22 protein-coding genes and 1 tRNA gene are annotated in these 24,884 nt (G+C 61.5%); 17 read left to right on the top strand and 6 right to left on the bottom strand.

Annotation, left to right across the window (positions count from 1 at the left end):
• Nucleotides 1-3: 3 nt before the first annotated feature.
• Nucleotides 4-642 carry an NADH:ubiquinone oxidoreductase subunit N gene (locus tag ACIPZC_RS01700; protein WP_241805008.1) on the top strand — a complete coding sequence of 213 codons (639 nt, stop codon included), beginning with the start codon at nt 4-6 and terminating at the stop codon, nt 640-642.
• Nucleotides 643-648: 6 nt separating this feature from the next.
• Here the strand turns inward: ACIPZC_RS01700 and ACIPZC_RS01705 are convergent, their stop codons facing one another.
• From ACIPZC_RS01705 to ACIPZC_RS01720, 4 genes are all read right to left on the bottom strand, one after another.
• Nucleotides 649-1,086 carry a CBS domain-containing protein gene (locus tag ACIPZC_RS01705; RefSeq protein WP_400624439.1) on the bottom strand — a complete coding sequence of 146 codons (438 nt, stop codon included), beginning with the start codon at nt 1,084-1,086 and terminating at the stop codon, nt 649-651.
• 232 nt (nt 1,087-1,318) lie between these two features.
• Nucleotides 1,319-1,474, bottom strand: a complete 156-nt coding sequence (locus ACIPZC_RS01710; protein ID WP_400624440.1) for a hypothetical protein — start codon at nt 1,472-1,474, stop codon at nt 1,319-1,321.
• Nucleotides 1,475-1,623: 149 nt separating this feature from the next.
• Nucleotides 1,624-1,700: transfer RNA gene (locus ACIPZC_RS01715), tRNA-Arg, on the bottom strand.
• Complete coding sequence (locus ACIPZC_RS01720) at nt 1,691-2,053, bottom strand: hypothetical protein (RefSeq protein WP_400624442.1); 363 nt, start codon at nt 2,051-2,053, stop codon at nt 1,691-1,693. Before ACIPZC_RS01720 ends, ACIPZC_RS01715 begins: the two co-directional genes overlap by 10 nt.
• Before the next feature lie 126 nt (nt 2,054-2,179).
• On the opposite strand from ACIPZC_RS01720, the gene ACIPZC_RS01725 reads away from it, so the two are divergent.
• Nucleotides 2,180-2,650, top strand: a complete 471-nt coding sequence (locus ACIPZC_RS01725) for an Lrp/AsnC family transcriptional regulator (RefSeq protein WP_267820170.1) — start codon at nt 2,180-2,182, stop codon at nt 2,648-2,650.
• A 98-nt stretch (nt 2,651-2,748) separates the two neighbouring features.
• On the opposite strand, the gene ACIPZC_RS01730 is transcribed toward ACIPZC_RS01725, so the two are convergent.
• Nucleotides 2,749-4,125: an inorganic triphosphatase gene (locus tag ACIPZC_RS01730; protein WP_400624444.1), complete on the bottom strand. Its 1,377-nt coding sequence runs from the start codon at nt 4,123-4,125 to the stop codon at nt 2,749-2,751.
• A 114-nt stretch (nt 4,126-4,239) separates the two neighbouring features.
• Between ACIPZC_RS01730 and argE the strand changes: the two genes are divergently transcribed.
• Nucleotides 4,240-5,382 (top strand): acetylornithine deacetylase, encoded by a 1,143-nt coding sequence (argE, locus tag ACIPZC_RS01735; RefSeq protein WP_400624446.1) that lies wholly within the window; start codon nt 4,240-4,242, stop codon nt 5,380-5,382.
• Nucleotides 5,383-5,507: 125 nt separating this feature from the next.
• Nucleotides 5,508-6,806, top strand: a complete 1,299-nt coding sequence (argA, locus tag ACIPZC_RS01740) for an amino-acid N-acetyltransferase (RefSeq protein WP_400624448.1) — start codon at nt 5,508-5,510, stop codon at nt 6,804-6,806.
• 63 nt (nt 6,807-6,869) lie between these two features.
• Here the strand turns inward: argA and ACIPZC_RS01745 are convergent, their stop codons facing one another.
• Nucleotides 6,870-8,246: a glutamine synthetase family protein gene (locus tag ACIPZC_RS01745; protein ID WP_241805017.1), complete on the bottom strand. Its 1,377-nt coding sequence runs from the start codon at nt 8,244-8,246 to the stop codon at nt 6,870-6,872.
• A 574-nt stretch (nt 8,247-8,820) separates the two neighbouring features.
• Between ACIPZC_RS01745 and ACIPZC_RS01750 the strand changes: the two genes are divergently transcribed.
• From ACIPZC_RS01750 to cysT, 13 genes are all read left to right on the top strand, one after another.
• Entirely contained in the window at nt 8,821-10,179 is a 1,359-nt protein-coding gene (locus ACIPZC_RS01750) for a glutamine synthetase family protein (RefSeq protein WP_012312227.1), read from the top strand.
• Between the two features lie 49 nt (nt 10,180-10,228).
• Nucleotides 10,229-11,590: an aspartate aminotransferase family protein gene (locus ACIPZC_RS01755; protein WP_400624451.1), complete on the top strand. Its 1,362-nt coding sequence runs from the start codon at nt 10,229-10,231 to the stop codon at nt 11,588-11,590.
• Between the two features lie 169 nt (nt 11,591-11,759).
• Nucleotides 11,760-12,857: a polyamine ABC transporter substrate-binding protein gene (locus tag ACIPZC_RS01760; protein WP_400624453.1), complete on the top strand. Its 1,098-nt coding sequence runs from the start codon at nt 11,760-11,762 to the stop codon at nt 12,855-12,857.
• A gap of 161 nt (nt 12,858-13,018) precedes the next feature.
• Entirely contained in the window at nt 13,019-14,113 is a 1,095-nt protein-coding gene (locus ACIPZC_RS01765) for a polyamine ABC transporter substrate-binding protein (protein ID WP_400624455.1), read from the top strand.
• Between the two features lie 60 nt (nt 14,114-14,173).
• Nucleotides 14,174-15,316: a polyamine ABC transporter ATP-binding protein gene (potA, locus tag ACIPZC_RS01770; protein WP_241805021.1), complete on the top strand. Its 1,143-nt coding sequence runs from the start codon at nt 14,174-14,176 to the stop codon at nt 15,314-15,316.
• A gap of 35 nt (nt 15,317-15,351) precedes the next feature.
• On the top strand, nt 15,352-16,233 hold the full coding sequence (locus ACIPZC_RS01775; RefSeq protein ID WP_241805185.1) for an ABC transporter permease subunit: 882 nt from the start codon (nt 15,352-15,354) through the stop codon (nt 16,231-16,233).
• Nucleotides 16,230-17,123, top strand: a complete 894-nt coding sequence (locus ACIPZC_RS01780) for an ABC transporter permease subunit (RefSeq protein WP_241805022.1) — start codon at nt 16,230-16,232, stop codon at nt 17,121-17,123. Before ACIPZC_RS01775 ends, ACIPZC_RS01780 begins: the two co-directional genes overlap by 4 nt.
• 203 nt (nt 17,124-17,326) lie before the next feature.
• Complete coding sequence (locus ACIPZC_RS01785) at nt 17,327-18,415, top strand: efflux RND transporter periplasmic adaptor subunit (RefSeq protein WP_400624458.1); 1,089 nt, start codon at nt 17,327-17,329, stop codon at nt 18,413-18,415.
• Nucleotides 18,412-19,479 carry an efflux RND transporter periplasmic adaptor subunit gene (locus ACIPZC_RS01790; protein WP_267820192.1) on the top strand — a complete coding sequence of 356 codons (1,068 nt, stop codon included), beginning with the start codon at nt 18,412-18,414 and terminating at the stop codon, nt 19,477-19,479. The genes ACIPZC_RS01785 and ACIPZC_RS01790 overlap by 4 nt, the downstream gene beginning before the upstream one ends.
• Nucleotides 19,476-22,541 carry an efflux RND transporter permease subunit gene (locus tag ACIPZC_RS01795; RefSeq protein WP_400624460.1) on the top strand — a complete coding sequence of 1,022 codons (3,066 nt, stop codon included), beginning with the start codon at nt 19,476-19,478 and terminating at the stop codon, nt 22,539-22,541. Before ACIPZC_RS01790 ends, ACIPZC_RS01795 begins: the two co-directional genes overlap by 4 nt.
• Before the next feature lie 184 nt (nt 22,542-22,725).
• Nucleotides 22,726-22,908, top strand: a complete 183-nt coding sequence (gene oscA, locus ACIPZC_RS01800; RefSeq protein WP_119688096.1) for a sulfur starvation response protein OscA — start codon at nt 22,726-22,728, stop codon at nt 22,906-22,908.
• 48 nt (nt 22,909-22,956) lie between these two features.
• Nucleotides 22,957-23,964: a sulfate ABC transporter substrate-binding protein gene (locus ACIPZC_RS01805; RefSeq protein WP_400624462.1), complete on the top strand. Its 1,008-nt coding sequence runs from the start codon at nt 22,957-22,959 to the stop codon at nt 23,962-23,964.
• A gap of 100 nt (nt 23,965-24,064) precedes the next feature.
• On the top strand, nt 24,065-24,883 hold the full coding sequence (gene cysT / locus ACIPZC_RS01810; RefSeq protein WP_161871732.1) for a sulfate ABC transporter permease subunit CysT: 819 nt from the start codon (nt 24,065-24,067) through the stop codon (nt 24,881-24,883).
• The last annotated feature ends 1 nt before the right edge of the window (nt 24,884 follow it).

Here is a 24,884-nt window from a genome sequence, read left to right on the forward strand (position 1 = left end):
GCGATGAAAGATCCCTACGCACCAGGTTTCTGGTGCACCGTGACCATCCTAGGCACCCTGACGGCCGGTTACTTCTACGGTATCCGCCACACACACCACATGAGCCAGGCTGTGCAGTTTCTGTACGCTGCTGCGGCAGTCGCTGCAGCGGTCGCGCTGCTGGGCCTGACGTGGATCGCGTGGCAGCAACTGCACCTGAACAAGCGCGAGGTGATCCAAGGGCGAACGTTGCTTACCATCTGGAACACCAAGGTGGCGCTACGCCGGGTAGAGACGGTATTCGACCGGTATTTCTGGGGCAGCTATTGGCATTCGGGGCGCACCTTCGAGGAAGTGATGGGCGAGCTCAGAGGTACACCCCTGGAACAAAGCCTGGACGCGCTCAAGCGTCAGTGCCGAGCCCTGGACCGCGAGGTCCACGATCATCACCATCACTGGTTGGCCAACGCCCGGGATCTGTCCAGCGTCGCCACAGCCATGGCACGCGAACGTTATCAACTCGACCTGCTCGAGCCCTCGAGCAGTGGCCATGGCAATACCGCAGTGCTCAATCGTGACCTTGAAGTGCTGGTCTACACATGGTCGGCGCGCCTGCGCAGCTTCGACCATCAGTTGGACGAACTGGAGCGCGCCTACCACTGAAGTGGGTCATTCACCGCGGATGTACTGCTCCAGCTGCACGATCAGGCTGGCCTGCTCGGCGATGGTTTCCTTGACCAGGTCGCCGATCGACAGCAGCCCGAGCAACTCGCCGTTGCTGACCACCGGCAGGTGGCGCAGGTGGCGGTTGGTCATGAGGTTCATGCAGTACTCCAGATTCTGCTTGGGCTCCACCGTGACCACGGGTGCACTCATGATTTCCCGCACCGGCGTAGCCGCCGAAGACCGGCCCTTGAGCACCAGCTTACGGGCATAGTCACGCTCGCTGACGATTCCGATCACCTGGTTGTTCTCCACGACCGGCAGCGCACCGACGTTTTTCTCCGCCAGCATTTTCAGGGCTTCGAGCACCGAGTCGTCAGGGCCGATGGTGTAGACGGTCTGGTGCTGGGACTTGGTCCTGAGGATTTGTTCGACGTTCTTCATACAGGCCTCTGCGGATGGAAAAAACGGGCTCTTGGAGTAACTAAAGCATCCGGCACGCTGGGCTGCACGGCAATGCAGGAAGCGGCATCGAGTCGATTGAAAAACGTCATGGATGCGTCCTGCTCGATACACTGACGAAGGTGCTGCTCCGCAGTCCATAGCTGGCAAGCCAACTCCCAGATAGATGTCGAGGGTACCGCTCAGGTTGGAGGCTCTAGCCGTTCACTGGCCTTTAGCTTGCCGAGGAATCGGTGCCGTCGAAGGCCCTGACGATCGCGGTGGACTGCTGCTGCATAAGGTTGGCCTGGGCGGGTAGGGTGAACAGGCTGATGCTGGCCAGCAGCAGGGTAGTGGCAGTGAGCTTTATCAAATGAATGGGTGTAAGCATTCCTTCGCAGATCAGCGTCATTGGGGTGCCCGTCTACAAACGGGAAGATGCCCACGCTAACATCAGTCACCCATGGCACAGGAGTGCCAGAAACGTGAAGCACTGCACCAACGAAAAAGCCCCGGGCGCAGGCCCAGGGCTTTTTGATATGGCGCACTCGGCGGGATTCGAACCCACGACCCCTGCCTTCGGAGGGCAGTACTCTATCCAGCTGAGCTACGAGTGCAACGCGCACGCATGATACCCATCTGATTCGGTCGCGTCCATCGCCTTGATCTTCGTCCATTTTTCCTGATCCAGGCGCACTTGCGCGACGCATACCAGATTGCGCAATTTTTGCGCAATCACCTCCGCCCGATGCCAGCTCAGCCCGCCGATACCTACTTCGATGTCCAGCAAATCATCTTGCTGGCTGACCTGCACGCTGTGCGGCGTCAGAAACTGCAGGGCGAACAGGTTGAGTACCCGGCACAGGGTGTCCGGCTCGGCTTCGGCTTGCAGGCGATAGCACACGTTGCTGTGGCTACTGCTGGCGGCCCAGACATCGGTTCGGGGCAGGGCGCGTTCGAATGGGTTCATGCTGGTCTCCGCAAAGGTGGGAGAAATTCTGGCAGGTTGATGCGGGTATTTTTTCGCTATTATTTGATGAATGGGCCAGTGCGGCGAATTGATCAATTTGAAGAATACGAGATCAGGGAATTTTTAATGCAAAGCGAACTGGATGCGTATGACCGGCGGATTCTCGAGCTTCTTCAGGAGGATGCGTCACTGTCCAGCGCGCAGATTGCCGAGCGCGTAGGGCTGTCGCAGTCACCGTGCTGGCGCCGTATTCAGCGGCTCAAGGACGAGGGGGTGATTCGTGGGCAGGTCACCTTGCTCGATCGCAAGAAGGTCGGGCTGAACACGCAGATCTTTGCCGAGGTGAAACTGAACGCCCATGGTCGCTCCAACTTCACCGAGTTCACCGAGGCGATCCGGGGCTTTCCCGAGGTGCTGGAGTGTTATGTGCTGATGGGGTCAGTGGACTTCATGTTGCGTATCGTCACGCAGGATATCGAGGCTTATGAGCGGTTCTTCTTCGAAAAGCTCTCGAACGTACCGGGGATTCAGGAGGTGAACTCCATCGTGGCGCTTTCGGAGATCAAGTCCACCACCTGCCTGCCGCTGACCCGCTGACGCTGTCGCCTGCAAGCCGGCCCCTAAACGTCAACCGCGGCCTGCGAGGCCGTGGTGACAGGGGAGCCGGCTTACCGGCGATGATGCACAAGCGGATGTCAGGCCTTGAGCAGGTGCTTCCAGCCGCGGCTCTGATCAATCGCGCGGGCCTGCTCCACGCGGGCTTCCAGCAGCTCGTCAGGCGCTTCGGCCAATGGCAGTTCCGCCAGCTCATGCAGCTTTTTCAGGTCGCCATACAGGCGGTCCATCTGCGGCGCCTCGAGCACCTGGCGCGCATGGTGCAGCCAGGCCAGCAACTGCTCGATACGCGGCAGTTGTTCAGCCAGGTCTTCCGGGCGTTGGGTGTAAAGCGGTAGCTTCAGTGCACGGCCTTCCTCGCCCAGCAGGTGTGCCAGCCAGCTGGCCAGGTGCGCCTTGCCCTGGCGTTCGCCACGGCCCTTGCGCTCTGCGGTCCAGGCACGGGCCAGCAGCCAGCGTGATGTTTCCAGAGAGAATTGGCCCCAGCGAACGTCCTCGAGTTCTTCGAGGAACTGCTCTGGCGCGGCGCGACGGATGTCCTCGTCGTCATTGCCGGCCTGAACCAGCGGGCGCCAGTCTTCCAGCAGCGCGTCCAGGCTGGCGCGCAGGTCACGGGTGCTGGCACGCGGGGCGGCCTGGCCAAGGCTGGCGACCAGTGCACGCAGTTCTGCCAGGCACTGCACCCAGTCCTGCAGCAGGCGCCAGTGGCCATTGTGGCGGTATTGCTCTGCCAGGCGCTGGCTGCTGCCCAGCAGTTGCCAGGCGAGGGCCGCGAAGGCATCGTCGACCGGCATTTCAGCGTCCAGTTCGCTGCTTGGCAAACCCAGCTCGTAGCTGTCGGGCTCCAGCAGGCGGTAACCGCGCTCTGCCTTGCTGATGTCGCACGGCATCAGGGGCAGGCTGGCGGCCAGCTCAGCGGCCAGTTCCAGCAGCGCCTCGGGGGCACCTTCGCGCAGTTCCAGCTCCAGCTCGCAGATCGCTTCCTTGCGTTTGCCGGCGATCACGAAGCCCTGGTCCAGCGCTGCCTCGATCACCACTTTGCTCTTGCCGCGGCCCCAGGCGATCTCGGCGAATTCGCGGGTGAAGTCGGTGGTGAACAGCGGTTTGATGGATTTTTTGTCAAGCTCGGCCAGTTGCTCAGGCCAGCAGGTGGCGTCGAGCTTTTTCAGGTCGAGTTTGACTTTGTCCAGGTGCCACTCGTATTCGTTGCGTTCGGACAGGCCGGCGACGCTTTGGCCACGGCACTTCAAGGTCTGGATGATCACCTCGCCGTCGCGGCGCAGGCGCAGCGCGACTCGGGCAGCAGAAAGTTCGCGCTCAGGGGTGTCGAAGTACTGGTTGAGCAGCTCGCGGGTCTGCCAGCCGGACTTGTTGCGCTTTTTCAGCAGAGGGTGCTCGCGCAGTGCGGCCAGTGTGTCGCGGCTGGCGCGGAGCTTGAGTTCGGTTTCTTTGTGCATCGCAGGCTCGAAGAGGGGCGTGATTGCCGTGCAGTCTACAGCAGTGTGCCGGCAACGGTTTATTCCTTACGGCGGATGGCCCTATGATGGGCAATGCTTCCGAGGAGTTCGCGCATGCCGTTGCCAACGCTGAAAGACCAGTTTGCCGCTTTGATCGCCGCGCCCTCGGTCAGCTGCACCCAGCCTGCCCTGGACCAGTCGAACCGCCAGGTCATCGACCTGCTGGCCGGCTGGTTGGGTGACCTGGGGTTCAGCTGCGACATCCAGCAGGTCGGCCCAGGCAAGTTCAACCTGTTGGCCAGCCGTGGCAGTGGCCCGGGTGGGCTTGTGCTGGCAGGCCACAGCGACACCGTGCCGTATGACGAGCAGTTGTGGAGCAGCGACCCGCTCAAGCTGACCGAGGTCGATGGCCGCTGGGTGGGCCTGGGCAGCTGCGACATGAAAGGGTTCTTCGCCCTGATCATCGAAGCGGTGATTCCATTGCTGGAGCACGACTTCAAGCAGCCGCTGCTGATCCTCGCCACCTGCGACGAAGAAAGCTCGATGTCCGGTGCCCGAGCCTTGGCTGAGGCGGGTCAGCCACTCGGCCGTGCGGCGGTCATCGGTGAGCCGACCGGTCTGCGCCCGATTCGCATGCACAAAGGTATCCTCATGGACCGCATCGACATCCTCGGGCGCAGCGGCCATTCCTCGGACCCAAGCCTTGGCCACAGCGCGCTGGAGGCCATGCACGCGGTGATGGGTGAGCTGATGGGCTTGCGCCGGCAATGGCAGGAGACCTACCGCAACCCGCAATTCACCGTGCCCACGCCGACCATGAACTTTGGCTGCATTCACGGTGGCGACAACCCCAATCGGATCTGCGGGCAGTGCGCCCTGGAGTTCGACCTGCGCCCACTGCCAGGCATGGATGTAGAGCAGCTTCGTGCGGCCATCCGTGAAAAGCTCCGGCCGGTGGCCGAGCGCCATGAGGTGCGCATCGACTACGCGCCGCTGTTCCCCGAGGTGCCGCCGTTCGAGCAGGCGGCCGATGCCGAACTGGTGCAGGTGGCCGAGCGCTTGACCGGCCATCGCGCCGAAGCGGTGGCGTTCGGTACCGAAGCGCCTTATCTTCAGCAGCTGGGGTGCCAGACGATCGTGCTGGGCCCTGGCGACATTGCCTGCGCCCACCAGCCGGGCGAATACCTGGAAATGTCACGAATCGAGCCTACCGTGCGTCTATTGCGTGACCTGATCCGGCACTATTGCCTGAATTAAACGTCCACCCTGCTGATTCGTCTTTGCCTAGAGGAGACCGCGCGTGACCGCAAGCCTGTTCCGACGATGATCCTGAACGCCGTGTGATCCAACGTTCTCCGTCCACTTTATCCACAGGCCCTGTCATGCCCGATTACGTCAACTGGCTGCGTCATGCCTCCCCGTACATCAATGCCCATCGCGACTGCACCTTTGTCGTCATGCTTCCCGGCGATGGGGTAGATCACCCCAATTTCGGCAATATCGTCCATGACCTGGTGTTGCTGCACAGCCTGGGCGTGCGCCTGGTGCTGGTGCATGGTTCGCGCCCGCAGATCGAAAGCCGCCTGGCAGCCCGTGGCCTGACCCCGCACTACCACCACGGCCTGCGCATCACCGATGCCGCAACCCTGGACTGCGTGATCGACGCCGTGGGTGCCTTGCGCCTGGCCATCGAAGCGCGCCTTTCGATGGACATCGCCGCCTCGCCGATGCAGGGCTCGCGCCTGCGCGTGGCTTGCGGCAACCTGGTGACGGCCCGGCCTATCGGCGTGCTCGAAGGGGTGGACTACCACCACACCGGTGAAGTACGGCGCATCGACCGCAAAGGCATCAGCCGCCTGCTCGACGAGCGCTCGATTGTGCTGCTGTCGCCGCTGGGCTATTCGCCGACGGGTGAAATCTTCAACCTGGCTTGCGAAGACGTGGCCACCCGCGCCGCCATCGAATTGGGTGCCGACAAGCTGTTGCTGTTCGGCGCCGAGCCCGGGCTGCTGGATGAGAGCGGCAAGTTGGTGCGTGAGTTGCGCCCGCAGCAGGTCGCACCGCACCTGGCGCGGCTGGGCAGTGATTATCAGGGCGAGTTGCTCGATGCCGCCGCCGAGGCCTGCAAGGGCGGCGTGGCACGTAGCCACATCGTCAGCTATGCCGAGGACGGCGCACTGCTCACCGAGCTGTTCACCCGCGGCGGTGGCGGCACGCTGGTGTCGCAGGAGCAGTTCGAAGTGGTGCGCGAGGCGACCATCGAGGATGTGGGTGGGTTGCTGGAGTTGATCAGCCCGTTGGAGGAGCAGGGCATTCTGGTGCGACGCTCGCGTGAAGTGCTGGAGCGTGAGATCGAGCAGTTCAGCGTGGTCGAGCGCGAGGGCATGATCATCGCCTGCGCGGCGTTGTATCCGATTGCCGATTCCCAAGCCGGTGAGCTGGCGTGCCTGGCGGTGAACCCGGAGTACCGCCACGGCGGGCGCGGTGACGAGCTGCTGGAGCGGATCGAGAGCCGGGCGCGGGCGTTGAGGTTGAACACCTTGTTCGTGCTTACCACCCGGACCGCGCACTGGTTCCGCGAGCGTGGCTTTGCCCCTAGCGGGGTAGAGCGGCTGCCTTCGGCACGAGCATCGCTGTACAACTACCAGCGCAATTCGAAGATTTTCGAAAAGTCTCTGTAAACCAGGCGATCGATGGCCCTGCCAACCCCTGCAAAACGCCGCCCCAGAGGGCGGCGTTTTCATTTACACGGTATGCAGATACCAGTTGTACTCGAGGTCGGAGATCGAATGCTCGAACTCCTCCAGCTCGCTCTCCTTGCACGCGACGAAGATGTCGATGTACTTCGGATCGATGTACTTGTTCAGGATCTCGCTGTCGTCCAGCTCGCGCAGGGCATCGCGCAGGTTGTTCGGCAGGCTCTGCTCCAGCTGTTCGTACGAGTTGCCTTCGATCGGCTCACCTGGCTCGACCTTGTTGGTCAGGCCATGGTGCACACCAGCCAGCACGGCGGCCATCATCAGGTACGGGTTGGCGTCGGCGCCGGCCACGCGGTGCTCAAGGCGTACGGCGTCGGGCGAGCCGGTCGGTACGCGCAGGGCCACGGTGCGGTTGTCCAGGCCCCAGCTCGGCGCGTTCGGCACGTAAAACTGAGCGCCAAAACGACGATACGAGTTGACGTTCGGGCAAAGGAACGCCATCGACGCAGGCAGGGTCTCGAGCACACCGCCGACAGCGTGACGTAGCGCGGCGTTCTGCTCGGGATCCTCGCTGGTGAAGATGTTGTTGCCATCCTTGTCCAGCACGGAAATGTGTACATGCAGGCCGTTGCCTGCCTGGCCCGGGTAGGGCTTGGCCATGAATGTGGTGTCCATTTCATGGTCGTAGGCGATGTTCTTGATCAGGCGCTTGAGCAGCACTGCATAGTCACAGGCCTTGAGCGGGTCAGGGACGTGGTGCAGGTTGACTTCGAACTGTGCCGGGGCGCTTTCCTTGACGATGGCGTCGGCCGGAATGCCTTGTTCCTTGGCGCCTTCGAGGATGTCCTGCAGGCAATCGGCGTATTCGTCCAGGTCGTCGATCAGGTACACCTGGGTCGACTGCGGGCGCTTGCCCGAGATCGGCGAGCGCGGTGGCTGCGGGCGGCCGTTCACGTTCTCCTGGTCGATCAGGTAGAACTCCAGTTCGAACGCGGCGCAGATGGTCAGGCCCATGTCGTCGAACTTGCTCACTACCTGACGCAGCACTTCACGAGGGTCGGCGAAGAAGGGCTCGCCTTCAAGCTCGTGCATGGTCATCAGCAGCTGTGCGGTGGGGCGTTTCTGCCAAGGCTCGTTACTGAGCGTACCCGGGATCGGATAGCAGATGCGGTCAGCATCGCCGATGTCCAGGCCAAGCCCGGTGCTTTCGACGGTGGAACCGTTGATATCGAGGGCGAAGAGGGAGGCCGGCAGGTTGATGCCTTTCTCGTAAACCTTGTGGAGGCTGGTGCGCTCTATGCGCTTGCCGCGCACCACACCATTCATATCTGCAATCAGAAGGTCAACGTAGAGAACCTCAGGATGTTCCTTAAGGAACGCGTTCGCTTCGTTAAGCTGAACGGCACGCGGGGGTACCGACATGATGCAACACCTTTGTTGTTAAAAATATCAATCAAGGGGGGCTTGCAGGACCAGTCAATCGAAAAGCCATACTGATGTCAAGCCAACCCCATGATGCCCTGAAATGGCACATCGACGGCAGATTTGCTGCATATCGGGGCGTGCCATTATCCGCTATTTCCCTGCCAATGGGCTATCTCCGACATGCCGTGTTTTATTTTTTACGGAGGTGTTGTGTAAAAAAATGAACAAGGCTAAGCTCGGTCTCAACCCAAAACACAATAATACGAGGGTCACATGGTCCGCTTGTCGCGACCTGAAAGCGCTGCCTGTGCAGTGCGCTCGGGTATCCCTGCCGTTTCGGCACGCATCGATCGCGCTGTGGCCGCACTGGCCGCAATAATTGACGCTTTGCGTTTCTGGACTACCCCTCGTAGCGCCGTTTCGCTTCCTTTCTTGTATTCCTGCCCTTCGAACTCATTACGGACACGCTTGTTTCCAGTGTATCCACTGTGGTCCTGCGTGGGGGTTTTTGCTTTAGCAACCCACTCCATCCAGAATCAATGCGCGGACCACATTACCTCCTGAGGTATCTATGAGTAACAACCTCGACCAGCTCACCGATTGGTTGAAAGAGCACAAGATCACCGAAGTCGAATGCCTGATCAGTGACCTGACCGGCATCACCCGCGGCAAGATCTCGCCGACCAACAAGTTCATCGCCGAAAAAGGCATGCGTCTGCCCGAGAGCGTGTTGCTGCAGACGGTGACCGGCGATTACGTCGATGACGACATCTATTACGAACTGCTCGACCCGGCCGACATCGACATGATCTGCCGGCCCGACGAAAACGCTGTGTTCCTCGTGCCGTGGGCCATCGAGCCTACCGCCCAGGTCATCCACGACACCTACGACAAGAAGGGCAACCCGGTCGAGCTGTCGCCGCGCAACGTACTGAAGAAAGTCCTGCAGCTTTACGCCGACAAGGGCTGGCAACCGATCGTCGCGCCAGAGATGGAGTTCTACCTGACCAAGCGCAGCGAGGACCCTGACTTCCCGCTGCAGCCGCCGGTAGGTCGTTCCGGCCGCCCCGAAACCGGCCGCCAGTCGTTCTCCATCGAAGCTGCCAACGAATTCGACCCGCTGTTCGAGGACGTCTACGACTGGTGCGAGCTGCAGCAGCTGGACCTCGATACCCTGATTCACGAAGACGGCACGGCGCAGATGGAGATCAACTTCCGTCACGGCAACGCCCTGCACCTGGCCGACCAGATCCTGGTGTTCAAGCGCACCATGCGCGAAGCGGCGCTCAAGCACAATGTGGCCGCCACTTTCATGGCCAAGCCCATGACCGGCGAGCCGGGCAGTGCCATGCACCTGCACCAGAGCGTGGTCGATTCGGTCACTGGCAAGAACATCTTCAGCAATGAAGACGGCAGCATGAGCGAGCTGTTCCTGCACCACATCGGTGGCCTGCAGAAGTTCATCCCCGAGGCGCTGCCGCTGTTCGCCCCGAACGTCAACTCGTTCCGCCGCTTCCTGCCCGACACGTCGGCCCCGGTCAACGTCGAGTGGGGTGAGGAAAACCGCACCGTCGGCCTGCGCGTACCGGATGCCGGCCCGCAGAACCGTCGGGTCGAGAACCGCCTGCCGGGCGCCGATGCCAACCCTTACCTGGCCATCGCAGCCAGCCTGCTGTGCGGCTACATCGGCATGGTCGAAGGCATTGCCGCCAGCGCCCCGGTGCAGGGGCGCGGTTATGAGCGGCGCAACCTGCGCTTGCCGCTGACCATCGAGGACGCCTTGGAACGCATGGAAGTCAGCCGCGCGCTGACCCAGTACCTGGGCAAGAAATTCATCACCGGTTACGTCGCCACCAAACGCGCCGAGCATGAGAACTTCAAGCGTGTCATCAGCTCCTGGGAGCGTGAGTTCCTGCTGTTTGCTGTGTGATCAACCCCTGAGGCCGCCCGCCGGCGGCCTGTGGACCCTGGAGAAGCACATGAGCGTCAAAAACCCGCAAACCCGTGACTGGCAAACCCTGAGCGGCGAGCACCACCTTGCACCTTTCAGTGACTACAAGCAGCTGAAGGAAAAGGGGCCGCGCATCATTACCAAGGCGCAGGGTGTGCATTTGTGGGACAGCGAGGGGCACAAGATCCTCGACGGCATGGCCGGCTTGTGGTGCGTCGCGGTGGGTTATGGCCGTGAAGAGCTGGTCCAGGCTGCCGAAAAGCAGATGCGCGAACTGCCGTACTACAACCTGTTCTTCCAGACGGCGCACCCGCCTGCGCTGGAGCTGGCCAAGGCCATTACCGACCTGGCGCCCGAGGGCATGACCCATGTGTTCTTCACAGGCTCTGGCTCCGAAGGCAATGACACGGTGCTGCGCATGGTCCGCCACTACTGGGCGCTCAAGGGCAAGCCGCAGAAGCAGACCATCATCGGCCGTATCAACGGCTACCACGGCTCGACGGTCGCCGGTGCAAGCCTGGGCGGCATGAGCGGCATGCACGAACAGGGCGGCCTGCCGATCCCGGGCATCGTGCATATCCCGCAACCGTACTGGTTCGGTGAAGGCGGCGACATGAGCCCGGACGAGTTCGGGGTGTGGGCGGCCGAGCAATTGGAGAAGAAGATTCTCGAAGTCGGCGAGGACAACGTGGCGGCCTTCATTGCCGAGCCTATCCAGGGCGCCGGCGGCGTGATCATCCCGCCAGACACCTACTGGCCCAAGGTCAAACAGATCCTCGCCAAGTACGACATCCTGTTCGTCGCTGACGAAGTGATCTGCGGTTTTGGCCGCACCGGCGAGTGGTTCGGCTCTGACTACTACGGCCTCAAGCCCGACCTGATGACCATCGCCAAAGGCCTTACTTCCGGTTACATCCCCATGGGCGGTGTGATCGTGCGTGACAAGGTGGCCAGGGTGCTCAGCGAAGGCGGCGACTTCAACCACGGGTTCACCTATTCCGGGCACCCGGTGGCCGCTGCGGTTGGCCTGGAAAACCTGCGCATCCTGCGCGACGAGAAGATCGTCGAGAAGGTCCGTACGGAAGTGGCACCCTACTTGCAAAAACGTCTGCGTGAGCTGCAGGACCACCCGCTGGTGGGCGAGGTACGCGGCCTGGGCCTGCTCGGCGCGATCGAGCTGGTCAAGGACAAGGCCTCCCGCAGCCGTTACGAAGGCAAGGGGGTGGGCATGATCTGCCGCAACTTCTGCTTCGACAACGGCCTGATCATGCGCGCGGTGGGTGACACCATGATCATCGCACCACCGCTGGTGATCAGCCATGCAGAGGTAGACGAGTTGGTGGAAAAGGCACGCAAGTGCCTGGACCTGACCCTCGAAGCGATCCGTTGAGCGCCTGCTAGGCTAGCGATGTGACATTAAGTCGTTACAAGGGGCTGGTTTCCTTGAAACAGCGCCTTGTAACTTGCCAGACTAGTGGCTGTTTCAGTCGCCCGGCGCTCTGCACGGTAGGTTCTGGCTGCTGAACAGATGGCTAAATAAAAATTCTGGAGCATGACGCATGAAGAAAATGGGCAAGACGTTGTTGGCCGCCGCCCTGATGGGAGCCATGGCCACCGCTGTACAGGCTGAAGACAAGGTGCTGAACGTCTACAACTGGTCGGACTACATTGCTCCGGACACCATCGCGAAGTTCGAGAAACAGACTGGCATCAAGGTCAAGTACGACGTCTTCGACAGCAACGAAACCCTGGAAGCCAAGCTGCTGGCGGGCAAGTCCGGCTATGACGTGGTCGTACCGTCCAACAACTTCCTGGCCAAGCAGATCAAGGCAGGGGTCTACGAAGAGCTCGACCGCTCGAAGCTGCCAAACTGGAAGAACCTCGACGAAGACCTGCTCAAGGCCGTGGGTGACGCCAGCGACAAAGGCAACGAGCACGCGTTCCCATACATGTGGGGCTCGATCGGTATCGGCTACAACCCGGAGAAGGTCAAGGCTGCTTTGGGCGTCGACAAGATCGATTCGTGGGACGCCGTATTCAAGCCGGAGAACATCGCCAAGCTCAAGAGCTGCGGCGTGAGCTTCCTCGACGCACCGACCGAGATGCTGCCGGCCGCGCTGCACTACCTGGGGCTGCCTAGCGACAGCACCAAGAAAGAAGACCTGAAGAAGGCCGAGGACCTGTTCCTGAAGATCCGTCCTTCGATCACCTACTTCCACTCGTCCAAATACATCGGCGACATGGCCAACGGCAACATCTGCGTGGCCGTCGGTTACTCGGGTGACCTGGAGCAATCCAAGGCGCGCGCCCATGAAGCCGGCGACAAGGTCAAGGTCGACTACATCATTCCGAAAGAAGGCGCCGGTACCTTCTACGACATGGTCGCTATGCCCAAGGATGCCGAGCACAAGGAAGCCGCCTACAAGTTCATGGACTTCCTGATGCAACCGGAAATCATGGCCGAGATCACCAACGCCGTACGCTTCCCGAACGGCAACGCTGCTGCGACCCCGTTGGTGGACAAGGACATCACCAGCGACCCGAGCATCTATCCGCCTGCCGACGTGAAAAAGCACCTGTACGCGATCGCCGCGCCAGAAGCTGCTGCCCAGCGCCTGATCACTCGCAGCTGGACCAAGATCAAGTCGGGCAAATAAGCCTGACTGCAACAGCTCTGGGCCGGGGTTTTCCGGCCCAGAGCCGGTGAATGGCAATTGATGATTGCGGCATCGTGGCTGCGAAGGTAAGTTGCGCGCCGGTTTTGCGTGCGTGGCAGCGCTGCGCCGTTACCAAGGCACTGATTGTGAGGACCACCCACTTGTCTATTTCTGTATTACGCAAAGCCTTGATGGCTGGAGCGGGCCTGACGCTGGCATGCAGCGTCCAAGCGGCGCCTACGGTGCACTTCTACAACTGGTCCGACTACATCGGCCCGACCACGCTCGAAGACTTCGAGAAAACCACGGGTATCAAACCTGTACAGGACGTGTTCGACTCCAACGAAACCCTGGAAGGCAAGCTACTGGCCGGCAACACCGGTTATGACGTGGTAGTGCCGTCCAACCATTTCCTCGGCAAGCAGATCAAGGCGGGCGCGTTCCAGAAGCTCGACAAGAAACTGCTGCCCAATTATTCCAACCTGGACCCGGCGTTGATGAAGCGTCTGGAAAAGAACGACCCAGGTAACCAGTACGCCGTGCCTTACCTGTGGGGTACCAATGGCATCGGCTACAACGTCGACAAGGTCAAGGCGGCCCTGGGCGTGGACACCATCGATTCCTGGGCCGTGCTGTTCGAGCCCGAGAACATGAAGAAGCTGTCCAAGTGCGGCGTGGCGTTCCTCGACTCGGCGGATGAAATGCTGCCAGCGGTGCTCAACTACATGGGGCTGGACCCCAACAGCACCAACCCCAAGGACTACGCCAAGGCCGAGCAGAAGCTGCTGGCCGTACGCCCGTACGTGACCTACTTCCACTCCTCCAAGTACATCACGGACCTCGCCAACGGCAACATCTGCGTCGCAGCAGGTTTCTCCGGTGATGTGTTCCAGGCCAAGGCCCGCGCTGAAGAAGCGAAGAAGGGCGTGAACCTGGCCTACTCGATTCCCAAGGAAGGCGGCAACCTCTGGTTCGATGTGCTGGCGATCCCCAAGGACGCCAGGAACGTCAAAGAGGCCCACGCCTTCATCAACTATTTGCTGAAACCTGAGGTTATCGCCCAGGTCAGTGATTACGTCGGTTACGCCAACCCGAACCCCAAGGCTGGCGCCCTGATGGACCAGGCCGTGAGGACTGACGCCGCGGTTTACCCACCGCAGGAAGTGCTGGACAAGATGTTCGTCAACAGTGAGTTGCCACCCAAGGTGCAACGTTTGATGACCCGCAGCTGGACCAAGGTCAAGTCGGGCAAGTAAAAATCCAGGCCCGCCGCCAAAGCAGGGGCGGGCACACAAATCTTGTTGGGAGTTTCACTCATGGCAGTTGCCTCCGGTGCCTATAAGAAAGCCCTCGAGGGTGGCCAGCAACCCAAGCAGGTGTTGGTCAAGATCGACCGGGTCACAAAAAAATTCGACGAAACGGTAGCGGTGGACGATGTGTCGCTGGAGATCCGCAAAGGCGAAATCTTCGCCCTGCTCGGTGGCTCCGGTTCGGGCAAGTCGACCTTGCTGCGCATGCTGGCCGGTTTCGAGCGGCCGACTGACGGGCGCATTTTCCTCGATGGCGTAGACATCACCGACATGCCGCCCTACGAGCGGCCGATCAACATGATGTTCCAGTCCTACGCGCTGTTCCCGCACATGACCGTGGCGCAGAACATCGCCTTCGGCTTGCAGCAGGACCGGATGCCCAAGGCCGAGATCGACGCCCGCGTGGCCGAGATGCTCAAGCTGGTGCACATGACCCAGTACGCCAAGCGCAAGCCGCACCAGCTCTCCGGTGGTCAGCGTCAGCGTGTGGCCTTGGCCCGCTCGCTGGCCAAGCGCCCCAAGCTGTTGCTGCTCGATGAGCCCATGGGTGCGCTGGACAAGAAACTGCGCTCGCAGATGCAGCTGGAACTGGTCGAGATCATCGAGCGCGTGGGCGTGACCTGCGTGATGGTGACCCACGATCAGGAAGAGGCCATGACCATGGCCCAGCGCATCGCCATCATGCACCTGGGCTGGATTGCCCAGATCGGTTCGCCTGTGGATATCTATGAAACGCCCACCAGCCGCCTGGTGTGCGAGTTCATCGGTAACGTCAACCTGTTCGAGGCCGAAGTGATCGACGATGCCGAAGGCCATGCGCTGATCGCCTCGCCGGAACTCGAGCGCAAGATCTACGTTGGCCACGGTGTGTCCACTTCGGTCGAAGACAAGCACATTACCTACGCCCTGCGCCCGGAAAAAATGCTGGTCACAACCGAACAGCCGGACTTCGAGCACAACTGGTCGCGCGGCAAGGTCCATGACATCGCCTACCTGGGCGGCCACTCGGTGTTCTACGTCGAGCTGCCCAGCGGCAAGGTGGTCCAGTCTTTCGTCGCCAACGCCGAGCGCCAGGGCACCCGCCCGACCTGGGGCGATGAAGTGTACGTGTGGTGGGAAGACGACAGCGGCGTGGTACTGCGGTCATGAAACTGCGCAAGCTCAAGCGAGCCTTCCAGCGCCTTATCCCCGAGGGGCGGCACCTGGTGATCGGCGTGCCGTTCATCTGGCTGTTCCTGTTCTTCATGCTGCCGTTCTTCATCGTGCTGAAGATCAGCTTTGCCGAAGCCGACGTGGCGATCCCGCCGTATACCGAGATCTATAGCTACGTCGAAGACAAGGTGCAGCTGGTAATCAACCTGGCCAACTATGGCCTGTTGACCGACGATGAGCTGTACATCTCGGCTTATCTGGGCTCGTTGAAGATGGCCTTCATCAGCACCGTGCTGTGCCTGCTGATCGGCTATCCGATGGCCTACGCGATCGCCAACGCACGCAAGGAAACCCAGACCGTGCTGTTGCTGCTGATCATGATGCCGACCTGGACCGCGATCCTGATCCGCGTATATGCCTGGATGGGCATCCTCAGCAACAACGGCCTGCTCAACGGGTTCTTGATGTGGACCGGGCTGATCGACCAGCCGCTGCAGATCCTCAACACCAACCTGGCGGTGTATATCGGCGTGGTCTATTCGTACCTGCCGTTCATGATCCTGCCGCTGTTCGCCAACCTGGTAAAGCACGATCAGAGCCTGCTCGAAGCCGCATCGGACCTGGGTTCGAGCACCTTCAACAGCTTCTGGAAGATCACCGTGCCGCTGTCGAAAAACGGCATTATCGCCGGCTGCATGCTGGTGTTCATCCCGGTGGTGGGCGAGTTCGTCATTCCCGAACTGCTGGGCGGCCCGGAAACCCTGATGATCGGTAAGGTGCTGTGGCAAGAGTTCTTCAACAACCGTGACTGGCCGGTGGCATCTGCCCTGGCGGTGGTGATGCTGTTGATCCTGATCGTACCGATCCTGCTGTTCAACCGCAGCCAGGCCAAAGAGATGGAGGGCAGGGCATGAAGCGCTTCAGTTTCTCCAAGCTGATGCTGGTGCTCGGCTTGTTGTTCATCTACCTGCCGATGCTGATCCTGGTGATCTATTCGTTCAACGCCTCCAAGCTGGTAACGGTGTGGGGCGGCTGGTCGGTCAAGTGGTACGTCGGCCTGCTCGACAACACCCAGCTCATGGGCTCGGTGATGCGCTCACTGGAGATCGCCTGCTACACGGCGGTGGCGGCGGTGGCTTTGGGGACCCTGGCAGCCTTCGTGCTGACCCGGGTCACCCGCTTCAAGGGCCGCACGCTGTTCGGTGGCCTGGTCACTGCACCGCTGGTGATGCCTGAAGTGATCACAGGCCTGTCGCTGTTGCTGCTGTTCGTGGCCATGGCGCAGACGATCGGCTGGCCGCAGGAGCGTGGCGTGGTCACCATCTGGATCGCCCACACCACGTTCTGCGCGGCCTATGTGGCAGTGGTGGTGTCGGCGCGCCTGCGAGAGCTGGACCTGTCGATCGAAGAAGCGGCCATGGACCTGGGCGCCAAGCCGTGGAAGGTGTTCTTCCTGATCACCATCCCGATGATTGCGCCGTCGCTGGCGGCGGGTGGCATGATGTCGTTCGCCCTGTCGCTGGATGACCTGGTGCTGGCGAGCTTCGTTTCCGGGCCTGGTTCGACCACCTTGCCGATGGAAGTATTCTCCGCTGTGCGCCTGGGCGTGAAGCCGGAGATCAACGCCGTGGCCAGCCTGATCCTGCTGTCGGTGTCGTTGGTGACCTTCATGGTCTGGTACTTCAGCCGCCGCGCCGAAGAGCACCGCCGCAAGGCGATTCAGCAGGCGATCGAAGAGGGGGCTGCTGCCAACGTTTCGCAGCCGCAGATCAAGCGCCCGACGGCCACCGCTGCGTCGGCCTGAGTGCGCTAGCTCCGGCCGGGCCCGCTTCCAAAGGACCGTTGCACGCCGCAAGGGCTGCATCAGTCCAGTGGGAGCGGGCTTGCTTCAGGGCCCGCCTCCCCGCCATGGCCGCCCAACTGACCCTGGTCAGTGTTTTTTCTGAACCCTGATCTACGCTAACAGTCGCATCCCACGAATCATTTGCGCGCAAGCTAGGAGCCTGCATGAGGGTGACGCGTTCACTGTTGGTTGTAGGCTTGGGGCTGCTTGGCCTGCTGACAGGTTGCAGCAAGGAAGAGGCTCCCGAGGTTTTGCCACGGGTGGGGGTACTGCAGGTCCAACCCACTGACTTCGCCGCCAGGGTCACCTTGACGGGCGATGTGCAGGCGCGTGTGCAGACCGATCTTTCGTTTCGCGTGGGTGGCAAGATCATCTCGCGCAGCGTTGACGTGGGCGATCACGTGAAGGCCAACCAGGTGCTGGCCCGGCTGGACCCCAAAGACCTGCAGAACAATGTCGATTCGGCCAAGGCCGAGGTGTTCGCCGCTCAGGCGCGCGTCACCCAGACCAGCGCGGCCTTCGTCCGCCAGCAAAAGCTCTTGCCCAAGGGCTACACCAGCCAGAGCGAATACGACGCCGCCGAAGCATCGCTGCGCAGCAACCAGAGCGCGCTCAAGGCGGCCCAGGCGCAACTGGCCAATGCCCAGGAGCAACTGAGCTATACCGCCTTGGTGTCAGAGGCCGATGGGGTGATCACCGAGCGCCAGGCCGAGGTCGGTCAGGTGGTCCAGGCGACCATGCCGATATTCAGCCTTGCGCGTGATGGCGACCGCGATGCTGTCTTCAATGTCTACGAGTCCCTGCTGGTGGCGCCGCCGAGCGATGCCGGTGTAATGGTCAGCCTGCTCGACGACCCCAAGGTCCAGGCACAAGGCTTTGTCCGGGAAATTACCCCGACCGTATCGGCGCAGAGCGGCACGGTCCAGGTCAAGGTGGGCCTGCGTGATGTGCCTGCGGCGATGCTCCTGGGTTCACCGGTTACCGCCACGGCCAACACGCAAGGGCGGCCGAGCATCGAATTGCCCTGGTCGGCACTGACCAAGGCGTTGCATGAGCCTGCGGTGTGGGTGGTTGGCGAAGGCGACAAGGTTGAGCTGCGCAAAGTCCAGGTAGCCCGCTACCTCACCGGCAAGGTTGTCATCGCCCAAGGCATACAAGGCGGGGAGACGGTAGTCGTCAGCGGTGGCCAGTTGCTGCATCCCGGTATGCAGGTCGAGAAAATCGATGCTAAGGACGGAGGCGCCGCGCCATGAACAAAGTACTGTTGCTGTGTGCGGCAGGCTTGCTGTTGACGGCCTGTGGCAGTGAGGAAGAACAACCTGAAGCCGTGCGCCCTGTGCTGTCGACCGTGGTCGAGGCCCAGGCGCAGTCGCAGCTTGGCCGCTTCGCCGGCACCATCCAGGCACGCTATGAAAGCACCCTGGGCTTCCGGGTGGCCGGGCGCATTGCCCGGCGCTGGCTGGATGTGGGGGCCCAGGTAAAGCCGGGCGACACGCTTGCCACCCTTGACCCCACCGACCAGCAGAACCAGCTGCGCGCTGCCGAGGGCGACCTGGCCAGGGTCCAGGCGCAATGGATCAACGCCCAGGCCAATGCCCGCCGGCAACAGCAGCTGTATGACCGCGGCGTCGGCGCCCAAGCCCAGTTGGACATTGCCCAGACCGACCTGAAAACCACCGGCGCGAGCCTGGAGCAAGCGCGCTCGGCGGTCAGCCAGGCGCGTGACCAGCTCGATTACAGCACCCTGCGCAGCGACCATTCGGCGGTGATCACGGCGTGGCAGGCAGAGGCCGGGCAGACGGTCACCGCCGGTCAGGCGGTGGTCACGCTGGCGCGACCAGACATCAAGGAAGCGGTGATCGACCTGCCCATCGGCATTGCCGAGCAGCTGACCAAGGACCTGACGTTCACGGTTGCCTCGCAACTGGACAACAGCATCAATACCACCGCCACGCTGCGTGAACTGGAACCCCAGGCCGATGCCGCGACGCGCACCCGGCGTGCCCGTCTGACCCTTGCCAGCACTCCCGATGCCTTCCACCTGGGCACCGCGATCAGTGTCACCTTGACCTCGGCGATCACCCCGCGCAGCGAACTGCCGCTGAGCGCGCTGCTCGAGCGTGATGGCAAGACCCAGGTATGGGTCATCGACCCGCAGCAAAAAACCGTCGCTACCCGTGACGTCGCCCTGCTGGAGCGCTCCGCCGACAGTATCGTGTTGGCCTCTGGAGTGCAGCCTGGTGAGCGGGTGGTCACTGCCGGTGTCAACAGCCTCAAGCCTGGCCAGAAGGTCACCTTCGACGAGGAAGCGCAATGAAAGGAAGCTTCAACCTGTCCGACTGGGCGTTGCGCCATCAATCTTTCGTCTGGTACCTGATGTTCGTCGGCCTGCTGATGGGGATTTTTTCCTACTTCAACCTTGGCCGCGAAGAAGACCCGTCGTTCACCATCAAAACCATGGTGATCCAGACCCGCTGGCCGGGCGCGACCCAGGATGAAACCCTGTACCAGGTCACCGACCGCATCGAGAAAAAGCTCGAGGAGCTGGACTCCCTCGACTACACCAAGAGCTATACCCGCCCGGGTGAGTCGACCGTCTACGTCTACCTGCGAGACACCACCAAAGCCGCCGACATCCCGCAAATCTGGTACCAGGTGCGCAAGAAGATCCAGGACATTCGCGGCGAATTCCCCCAAGGTATCCAGGGCCCAGGGTTCAACGACGAGTTCGGCGATGTCTTCGGCTCGATCTACGCGTTCACCGCAGATGGCTTGACCTTGCGCCAGTTGCGCGATTACGTGGAGCAGGCCCGTGCCGAGGTGCGCGAGGTCCCCAATATCGGCAAGATCGAGCTGGTCGGCACCCAGGATGAGGTGCTCTACCTGAACTTTTCCACGCGCAAACTGGCCGCTCTGGGCATCGACCAGCGCCAGGTCATGCAGGCCCTGCAGCAACAGAACGCGGTAACGCCGGCCGGGGTGATCGAAGCAGGCCCAGAGCGGATCTCGGTGCGCACCACTGGGCAATTCGCCTCAGAGAAAGACCTGCAAACGGTCAACCTGCGCATCAATGACCGCTTCTTCCGCCTGGCCGATATCGCCGATATCGAGCGCGGCTATGTCGACCCGCCGTCACCGATGTTCCGTTACAACGGCCAGACCGCGATTGGCCTGGCCATCGGCATGAAGGCCGGCGGCAACATCCAGGTATTCGGCGCCGCACTCAAGAAGAAGATGGACAGCATCGTCAACGACCTGCCCGTTGGCGTAGGCGTTCATACCGTGTCCGACCAGGCGGTGGTGGTGAAAGAGGCCGTTGGGGGCTTCACCAGCGCACTGTTCGAGGCCGTGGTAATTGTACTGGCAGTGAGTTTCGTCAGCCTTGGCGTGCGAGCAGGGCTGGTGGTGGCCTGCTCGATCCCGCTGGTGCTGGCCATGGTCTTCGTGTTCATGGAGTACAGCGGCATCACCATGCAGCGGATCTCGCTCGGCGCGCTGATCATCGCGCTGGGCCTGCTGGTGGATGATGCGATGATCACCGTCGAGGTCATGGTCACACGCCTTGAGATGGGCGAGAGCAAGGAACAGGCTGCGACCTTCGCCTATACCTCGACCGCGTTCCCGATGCTCACCGGTACCCTTGTGACCGTCGCTGGCTTCGTGCCGATCGGCCTCAATGCCAGTTCTGCAGGCGAGTACACCTATACCCTGTTCGCGGTGATTGCCGTGGCGCTTATCGTGTCCTGGGTGGTGGCGGTGTTCTTCGCGCCCGTGCTTGGCGTGCATATTCTCAAGAGCGACAAGCTCAAGGGCCATGAGGCGGAACCCGGCCGCGTCGGGCGAGCGTTCGAAGGTGGGTTGCTGTGGTGCATGCGTCACCGCTGGCTGACCATCGTCGGCACCATCCTGTTGTTCGCCCTGGCCCTGTTCAGCATGCGCTTTGTGCAGAACCAGTTCTTCCCGTCCTCGGACCGTCCGGAAATCCTCGTCGACCTCAACCTGCCGCAGAATGCCTCGATAGAGGAGACGCGCAAGGTGGTCGATCGCCTGGAGGCAAAGATCAAGGATGACCCTGACATGGTGAGCTGGAGCACCTACATCGGCCAGGGCGCCATCCGTTTCTATTTGCCGCTGGATCAGCAACTGCAGAACCCGTACTACGCCCAGCTGGTCATCGTCAGCAAAGGCTTGGAGGAGCGTGCGGGCATGATGGCGCGCCTGCAGAAGCTGTTGCACGAAGAGTTCGTCGGCATCGGCACCAACGTGCAGTCGCTGGAAATGGGCCCGCCGGTAGGGCGGCCGATCCAGTATCGGGTCAGCGGCAAGGACATCGACCAGGTGCGCAAGCATGCGATCGACCTCGCCACCCTGCTCAATACCAATGAGCACATCGGCGAGATGATCTACGACTGGAACGAGCCGGGTAAGGTGCTGCGCATAGAAATCGCCCAGGACAAGGCGCGCCAGCTCGGGCTGTCGTCCGAGGACGTGGCCAATGTGATGAACAGCATCGTCAGCGGCGCGCCGGTCACCGAGGTCAACGACAACATCTACCTGGTGGACGTGATCGCCCGTGCGGTGGACAGCGAGAGGGGCTCACCAGACACCCTGCAGAACCTGCAGATCGTCACGCCCAGCGGCACGTCGATACCCTTGCTGGCATTCGCCACGGTGCGCTACGAGCTGGAGCAGCCGCTGGTATGGCGCCGCGACCGCAAACCTACCATCACCATCAAGGCATCGGTCAACGGCGACATCCAGCCTACCGACCTGGTCGCGCAGCTCAAGCCGAAGATCGACGAGTTCGCCAGCCAGTTGCCTGTCGGTTACGAGGTGGCGACAGGTGGTACGGTGGAGGAGAGCAGCAAGGCACAAGGGCCGATTGCCAAGGTCATCCCGCTGATGCTGTTCCTCATGGCGACGTTCCTGATGATCCAGCTGCACAGTGTGCAGAAGCTGTTCCTGGTGGTCAGCGTGGCGCCGCTGGGGTTGATCGGTGTGGTCGTGGCATTGGTGCCGACGGGCACGCCCATGGGCTTCGTGGCGATTCTCGGGATACTCGCGCTGGCGGGGATCATCATTCGTAACTCGGTCATTCTGGTGACCCAGATCGATGAGTTCGAAGCGCAGGGCTACTCACCCTGGGATGCGGTGCTCGAAGCCACCAACCACCGTCGCAGGCCGATCTTGCTGACTGCTGCAGCGGCCAGCCTGGGCATGATCCCGATCGCTCGTGAGGTGTTCTGGGGGCCGATGGCCTACGCCATGATTGGCGGCATCATCAGCGCAACGCTGCTGACCCTGCTGTTCCTGCCGGCGCTTTACGTGGCCTGGTACAAGATCCGCGAGCCACAGCACAGCGAAGAACCTGCGGCGTGACTTTTGTGGGGGTTGGGTACGACAGCCCCCATGAACGCTTCGAACTGCTAATCAAAAATGGTTATATAAAAATTCTTAAAGAGTATTTTTAAGAATAACTACGCCTGTCTACTATCGCTCCCAAGCCAGGCGCAAATCCCCTTCAAACATGTCTGCCCGGCACCTCACTCACAGGAGAGCGAGCATGAGTGCATCAGTGCGCAGCATCGACGGTCAGGACGAAGCCACCATTTTGCGTGAGATCCAGAGCGCCTTGCGCGATCTGCGTTTCGGTGCAGTGGAAATCACCGTGCACAACGCCCAGGTCGTGCAGATCGAGCGTAAGGAGAAGTTCCGCCTGCAACAGCCCGGCAACAAACCCAGCTGATCACGCACCACACACAAAATTAGAAAAATGCCAATCGGGAGCTTCACCATGTCCATCCGCCGTTATGCACTCGCCGCTTTGGCCAGTGCTGTTATTGCCGGTTCCGCCATCGCCAAGGACTACGAACTGCTGAACGTGTCCTACGACCCGACCCGTGAGCTGTATCAGCAATACAATGCTGAATTCATCAGGCATTGGCAGCAGTCGCACCCGGATGACAAAGTGAAGATCCAGCAGTCCCATGGCGGCTCGGGCAAACAGGCCCGCGCGGTAATCGACGGCCTGCGCGCCGACGTGGTGACCCTGGCCCTGGCGGGTGACATCGACGAGATCGCCAAGCTGGGCAAGGCCTTGCCGGAGGACTGGCAGAAGCGCCTGCCGGACGCCAGCACCCCGTACACCTCGACCATCGTGTTCCTGGTGCGCAAGGGCAACCCGAAAGGCATCAAGGACTGGGGTGACCTGATCAAGAAGGACGTTACGGTCATTACCCCCAACCCTAAAACCTCCGGTGGCGCTCGCTGGAACTTCCTCGCTGCCTGGGCCTACGGCCTGAAGCAAGGTGGCAGCGAAGCCAAAGCCAAGGAGTACGTGCAGGAGCTGTTCAAGCACGTGCCGATTCTGGATACCGGCGCCCGTGGCTCGACCATCACGTTCGTCAACAACGGCCAGGGTGATGTGCTGCTGGCCTGGGAAAACGAAGCCTTCCTGGCGCTGAAGGAGGACGGCGGGGCCGACAAGTTCGAAATCGTCGTGCCTTCGCTGTCGATCCTGGCAGAACCCCCTGTGGCGGTGGTCGACAAGAACGCTCAGAAGAAGGGTAATGAACAGATCGCCGAGGCGTACCTCAAGCACCTGTACAGCCTGGCTGGCCAGAAAATCGCTGCCGAAAACTTCTACCGCCCACGTGACGCGAAGGTCGCAGCCGAATTCGGCAAGCAATTCCCTAAACTGGATCTGGTAACCATCGACAAGGACTTCGGTGGCTGGAAGACGGCACAGCCCAAATTCTTCAATGATGGCGGTGTGTTCGACCAGATCTATCAGGCGCAATAAACGGCCATGGAACAGCGGGGCCGCCTTGCGGCCCAGGATTCACAAGCCTGCACCCGCCTGGCATGACTGCCGGGCTTGGTGCGTTCAACCAGGGATCTTTATGTCACGTCGCATTTCCCCTGTCATACCCGGCTTCGGGCTGACACTGGGCTACACCTTGGTGTATCTCAGCCTGATTGTGCTGATACCGCTGGCCGCCATGTTCGTGCATGCCGCGCAGCTTACCTGGGAGCAGTTCTGGAACATCATCAGTGCGCCGCGCGTGATCGCCGCGCTCAAGCTGAGTTTCGGCACCGCCCTGTTCGCGGCCATCATCAATGGTGTCATCGGTACCCTGCTGGCTTGGGTGCTGGTGCGCTACACCTTCCCTGGGCGCAAGATCATCGATGCGATGATCGACCTGCCGTTCGCTCTGCCCACGGCCGTTGCGGGGATCGCCCTGACCGCGCTTTATGCCCCGGCAGGCTGGGTCGGTCAGTTCGCCACCGACCTGGGCTTCAAGATCGCCTACACCCCTCTGGGCATCACCCTGGCGCTGACCTTCGTCACCCTGCCGTTCGTGGTGCGTACCGTGCAACCGGTGCTGGCGGACATCCCGCGGGAAGTCGAAGAGGCTGCTGCCTGCCTGGGCGCCAAACCACTGCAGGTGTTCCGCCACGTACTGGCACCGGCCCTGCTGCCGGCCTGGCTCACCGGGTTTGCCCTGGCCTTTGCCCGTGGTGTGGGCGAGTACGGTTCGGTGATCTTCATTGCCGGCAACATGCCGATGAAGACCGAGATTCTGCCGCTGCTGATCATGGTCAAGCTCGACCAATACGACTACACCGGCGCGACTGCCATCGGCGTGCTGATGCTGGTGGTTTCCTTCATCCTGCTGCTGCTGATCAATCTGCTGCAGCGCCGCATTGAAACCCCTTGAA

Source organism: Pseudomonas sp. NPDC089743, assembly GCF_044748785.1.
Lineage (GTDB): Bacteria > Pseudomonadota > Gammaproteobacteria > Pseudomonadales > Pseudomonadaceae > Aquipseudomonas > Aquipseudomonas putida_X.

Excerpts from the sequence above, each read along its gene's own strand:
- ACIPZC_RS01705 (WP_400624439.1), bottom strand. The coding sequence starts at position 1,086 with ATGAAGAACGTCGAACAAATCCTCAGGACCAAGTCCCAGCACCAGACC.
- ACIPZC_RS01760 (WP_400624453.1), top strand. The coding sequence starts at position 11,760 with ATGAAGAAAATGGGCAAGACGTTGTTGGCCGCCGCCCTGATGGGAGCC.
- ACIPZC_RS01745 (WP_241805017.1), bottom strand. The coding sequence starts at position 8,246 with ATGTCGGTACCCCCGCGTGCCGTTCAGCTTAACGAAGCGAACGCGTTC.
- ACIPZC_RS01785 (WP_400624458.1), top strand. The coding sequence starts at position 17,327 with ATGAGGGTGACGCGTTCACTGTTGGTTGTAGGCTTGGGGCTGCTTGGC.
- ACIPZC_RS01780 (WP_241805022.1), top strand. The coding sequence starts at position 16,230 with ATGAAGCGCTTCAGTTTCTCCAAGCTGATGCTGGTGCTCGGCTTGTTG.
- ACIPZC_RS01720 (WP_400624442.1), bottom strand. The coding sequence starts at position 2,053 with ATGAACCCATTCGAACGCGCCCTGCCCCGAACCGATGTCTGGGCCGCC.
- argE (WP_400624446.1), top strand. The coding sequence starts at position 4,240 with ATGCCGTTGCCAACGCTGAAAGACCAGTTTGCCGCTTTGATCGCCGCG.
- cysT (WP_161871732.1), top strand. The coding sequence starts at position 24,065 with ATGTCACGTCGCATTTCCCCTGTCATACCCGGCTTCGGGCTGACACTG.
- potA (WP_241805021.1), top strand. The coding sequence starts at position 14,174 with ATGGCAGTTGCCTCCGGTGCCTATAAGAAAGCCCTCGAGGGTGGCCAG.
- ACIPZC_RS01750 (WP_012312227.1), top strand. The coding sequence starts at position 8,821 with ATGAGTAACAACCTCGACCAGCTCACCGATTGGTTGAAAGAGCACAAG.
- ACIPZC_RS01790 (WP_267820192.1), top strand. The coding sequence starts at position 18,412 with ATGAACAAAGTACTGTTGCTGTGTGCGGCAGGCTTGCTGTTGACGGCC.
- ACIPZC_RS01710 (WP_400624440.1), bottom strand. The coding sequence starts at position 1,474 with ATGCTTACACCCATTCATTTGATAAAGCTCACTGCCACTACCCTGCTG.
- ACIPZC_RS01805 (WP_400624462.1), top strand. The coding sequence starts at position 22,957 with ATGTCCATCCGCCGTTATGCACTCGCCGCTTTGGCCAGTGCTGTTATT.
- ACIPZC_RS01725 (WP_267820170.1), top strand. The coding sequence starts at position 2,180 with ATGCAAAGCGAACTGGATGCGTATGACCGGCGGATTCTCGAGCTTCTT.
- argA (WP_400624448.1), top strand. The coding sequence starts at position 5,508 with ATGCCCGATTACGTCAACTGGCTGCGTCATGCCTCCCCGTACATCAAT.
- ACIPZC_RS01795 (WP_400624460.1), top strand. The coding sequence starts at position 19,476 with ATGAAAGGAAGCTTCAACCTGTCCGACTGGGCGTTGCGCCATCAATCT.
- ACIPZC_RS01755 (WP_400624451.1), top strand. The coding sequence starts at position 10,229 with ATGAGCGTCAAAAACCCGCAAACCCGTGACTGGCAAACCCTGAGCGGC.
- oscA (WP_119688096.1), top strand. The coding sequence starts at position 22,726 with ATGAGTGCATCAGTGCGCAGCATCGACGGTCAGGACGAAGCCACCATT.
- ACIPZC_RS01730 (WP_400624444.1), bottom strand. The coding sequence starts at position 4,125 with ATGCACAAAGAAACCGAACTCAAGCTCCGCGCCAGCCGCGACACACTG.
- ACIPZC_RS01700 (WP_241805008.1), top strand. The coding sequence starts at position 4 with ATGAAAGATCCCTACGCACCAGGTTTCTGGTGCACCGTGACCATCCTA.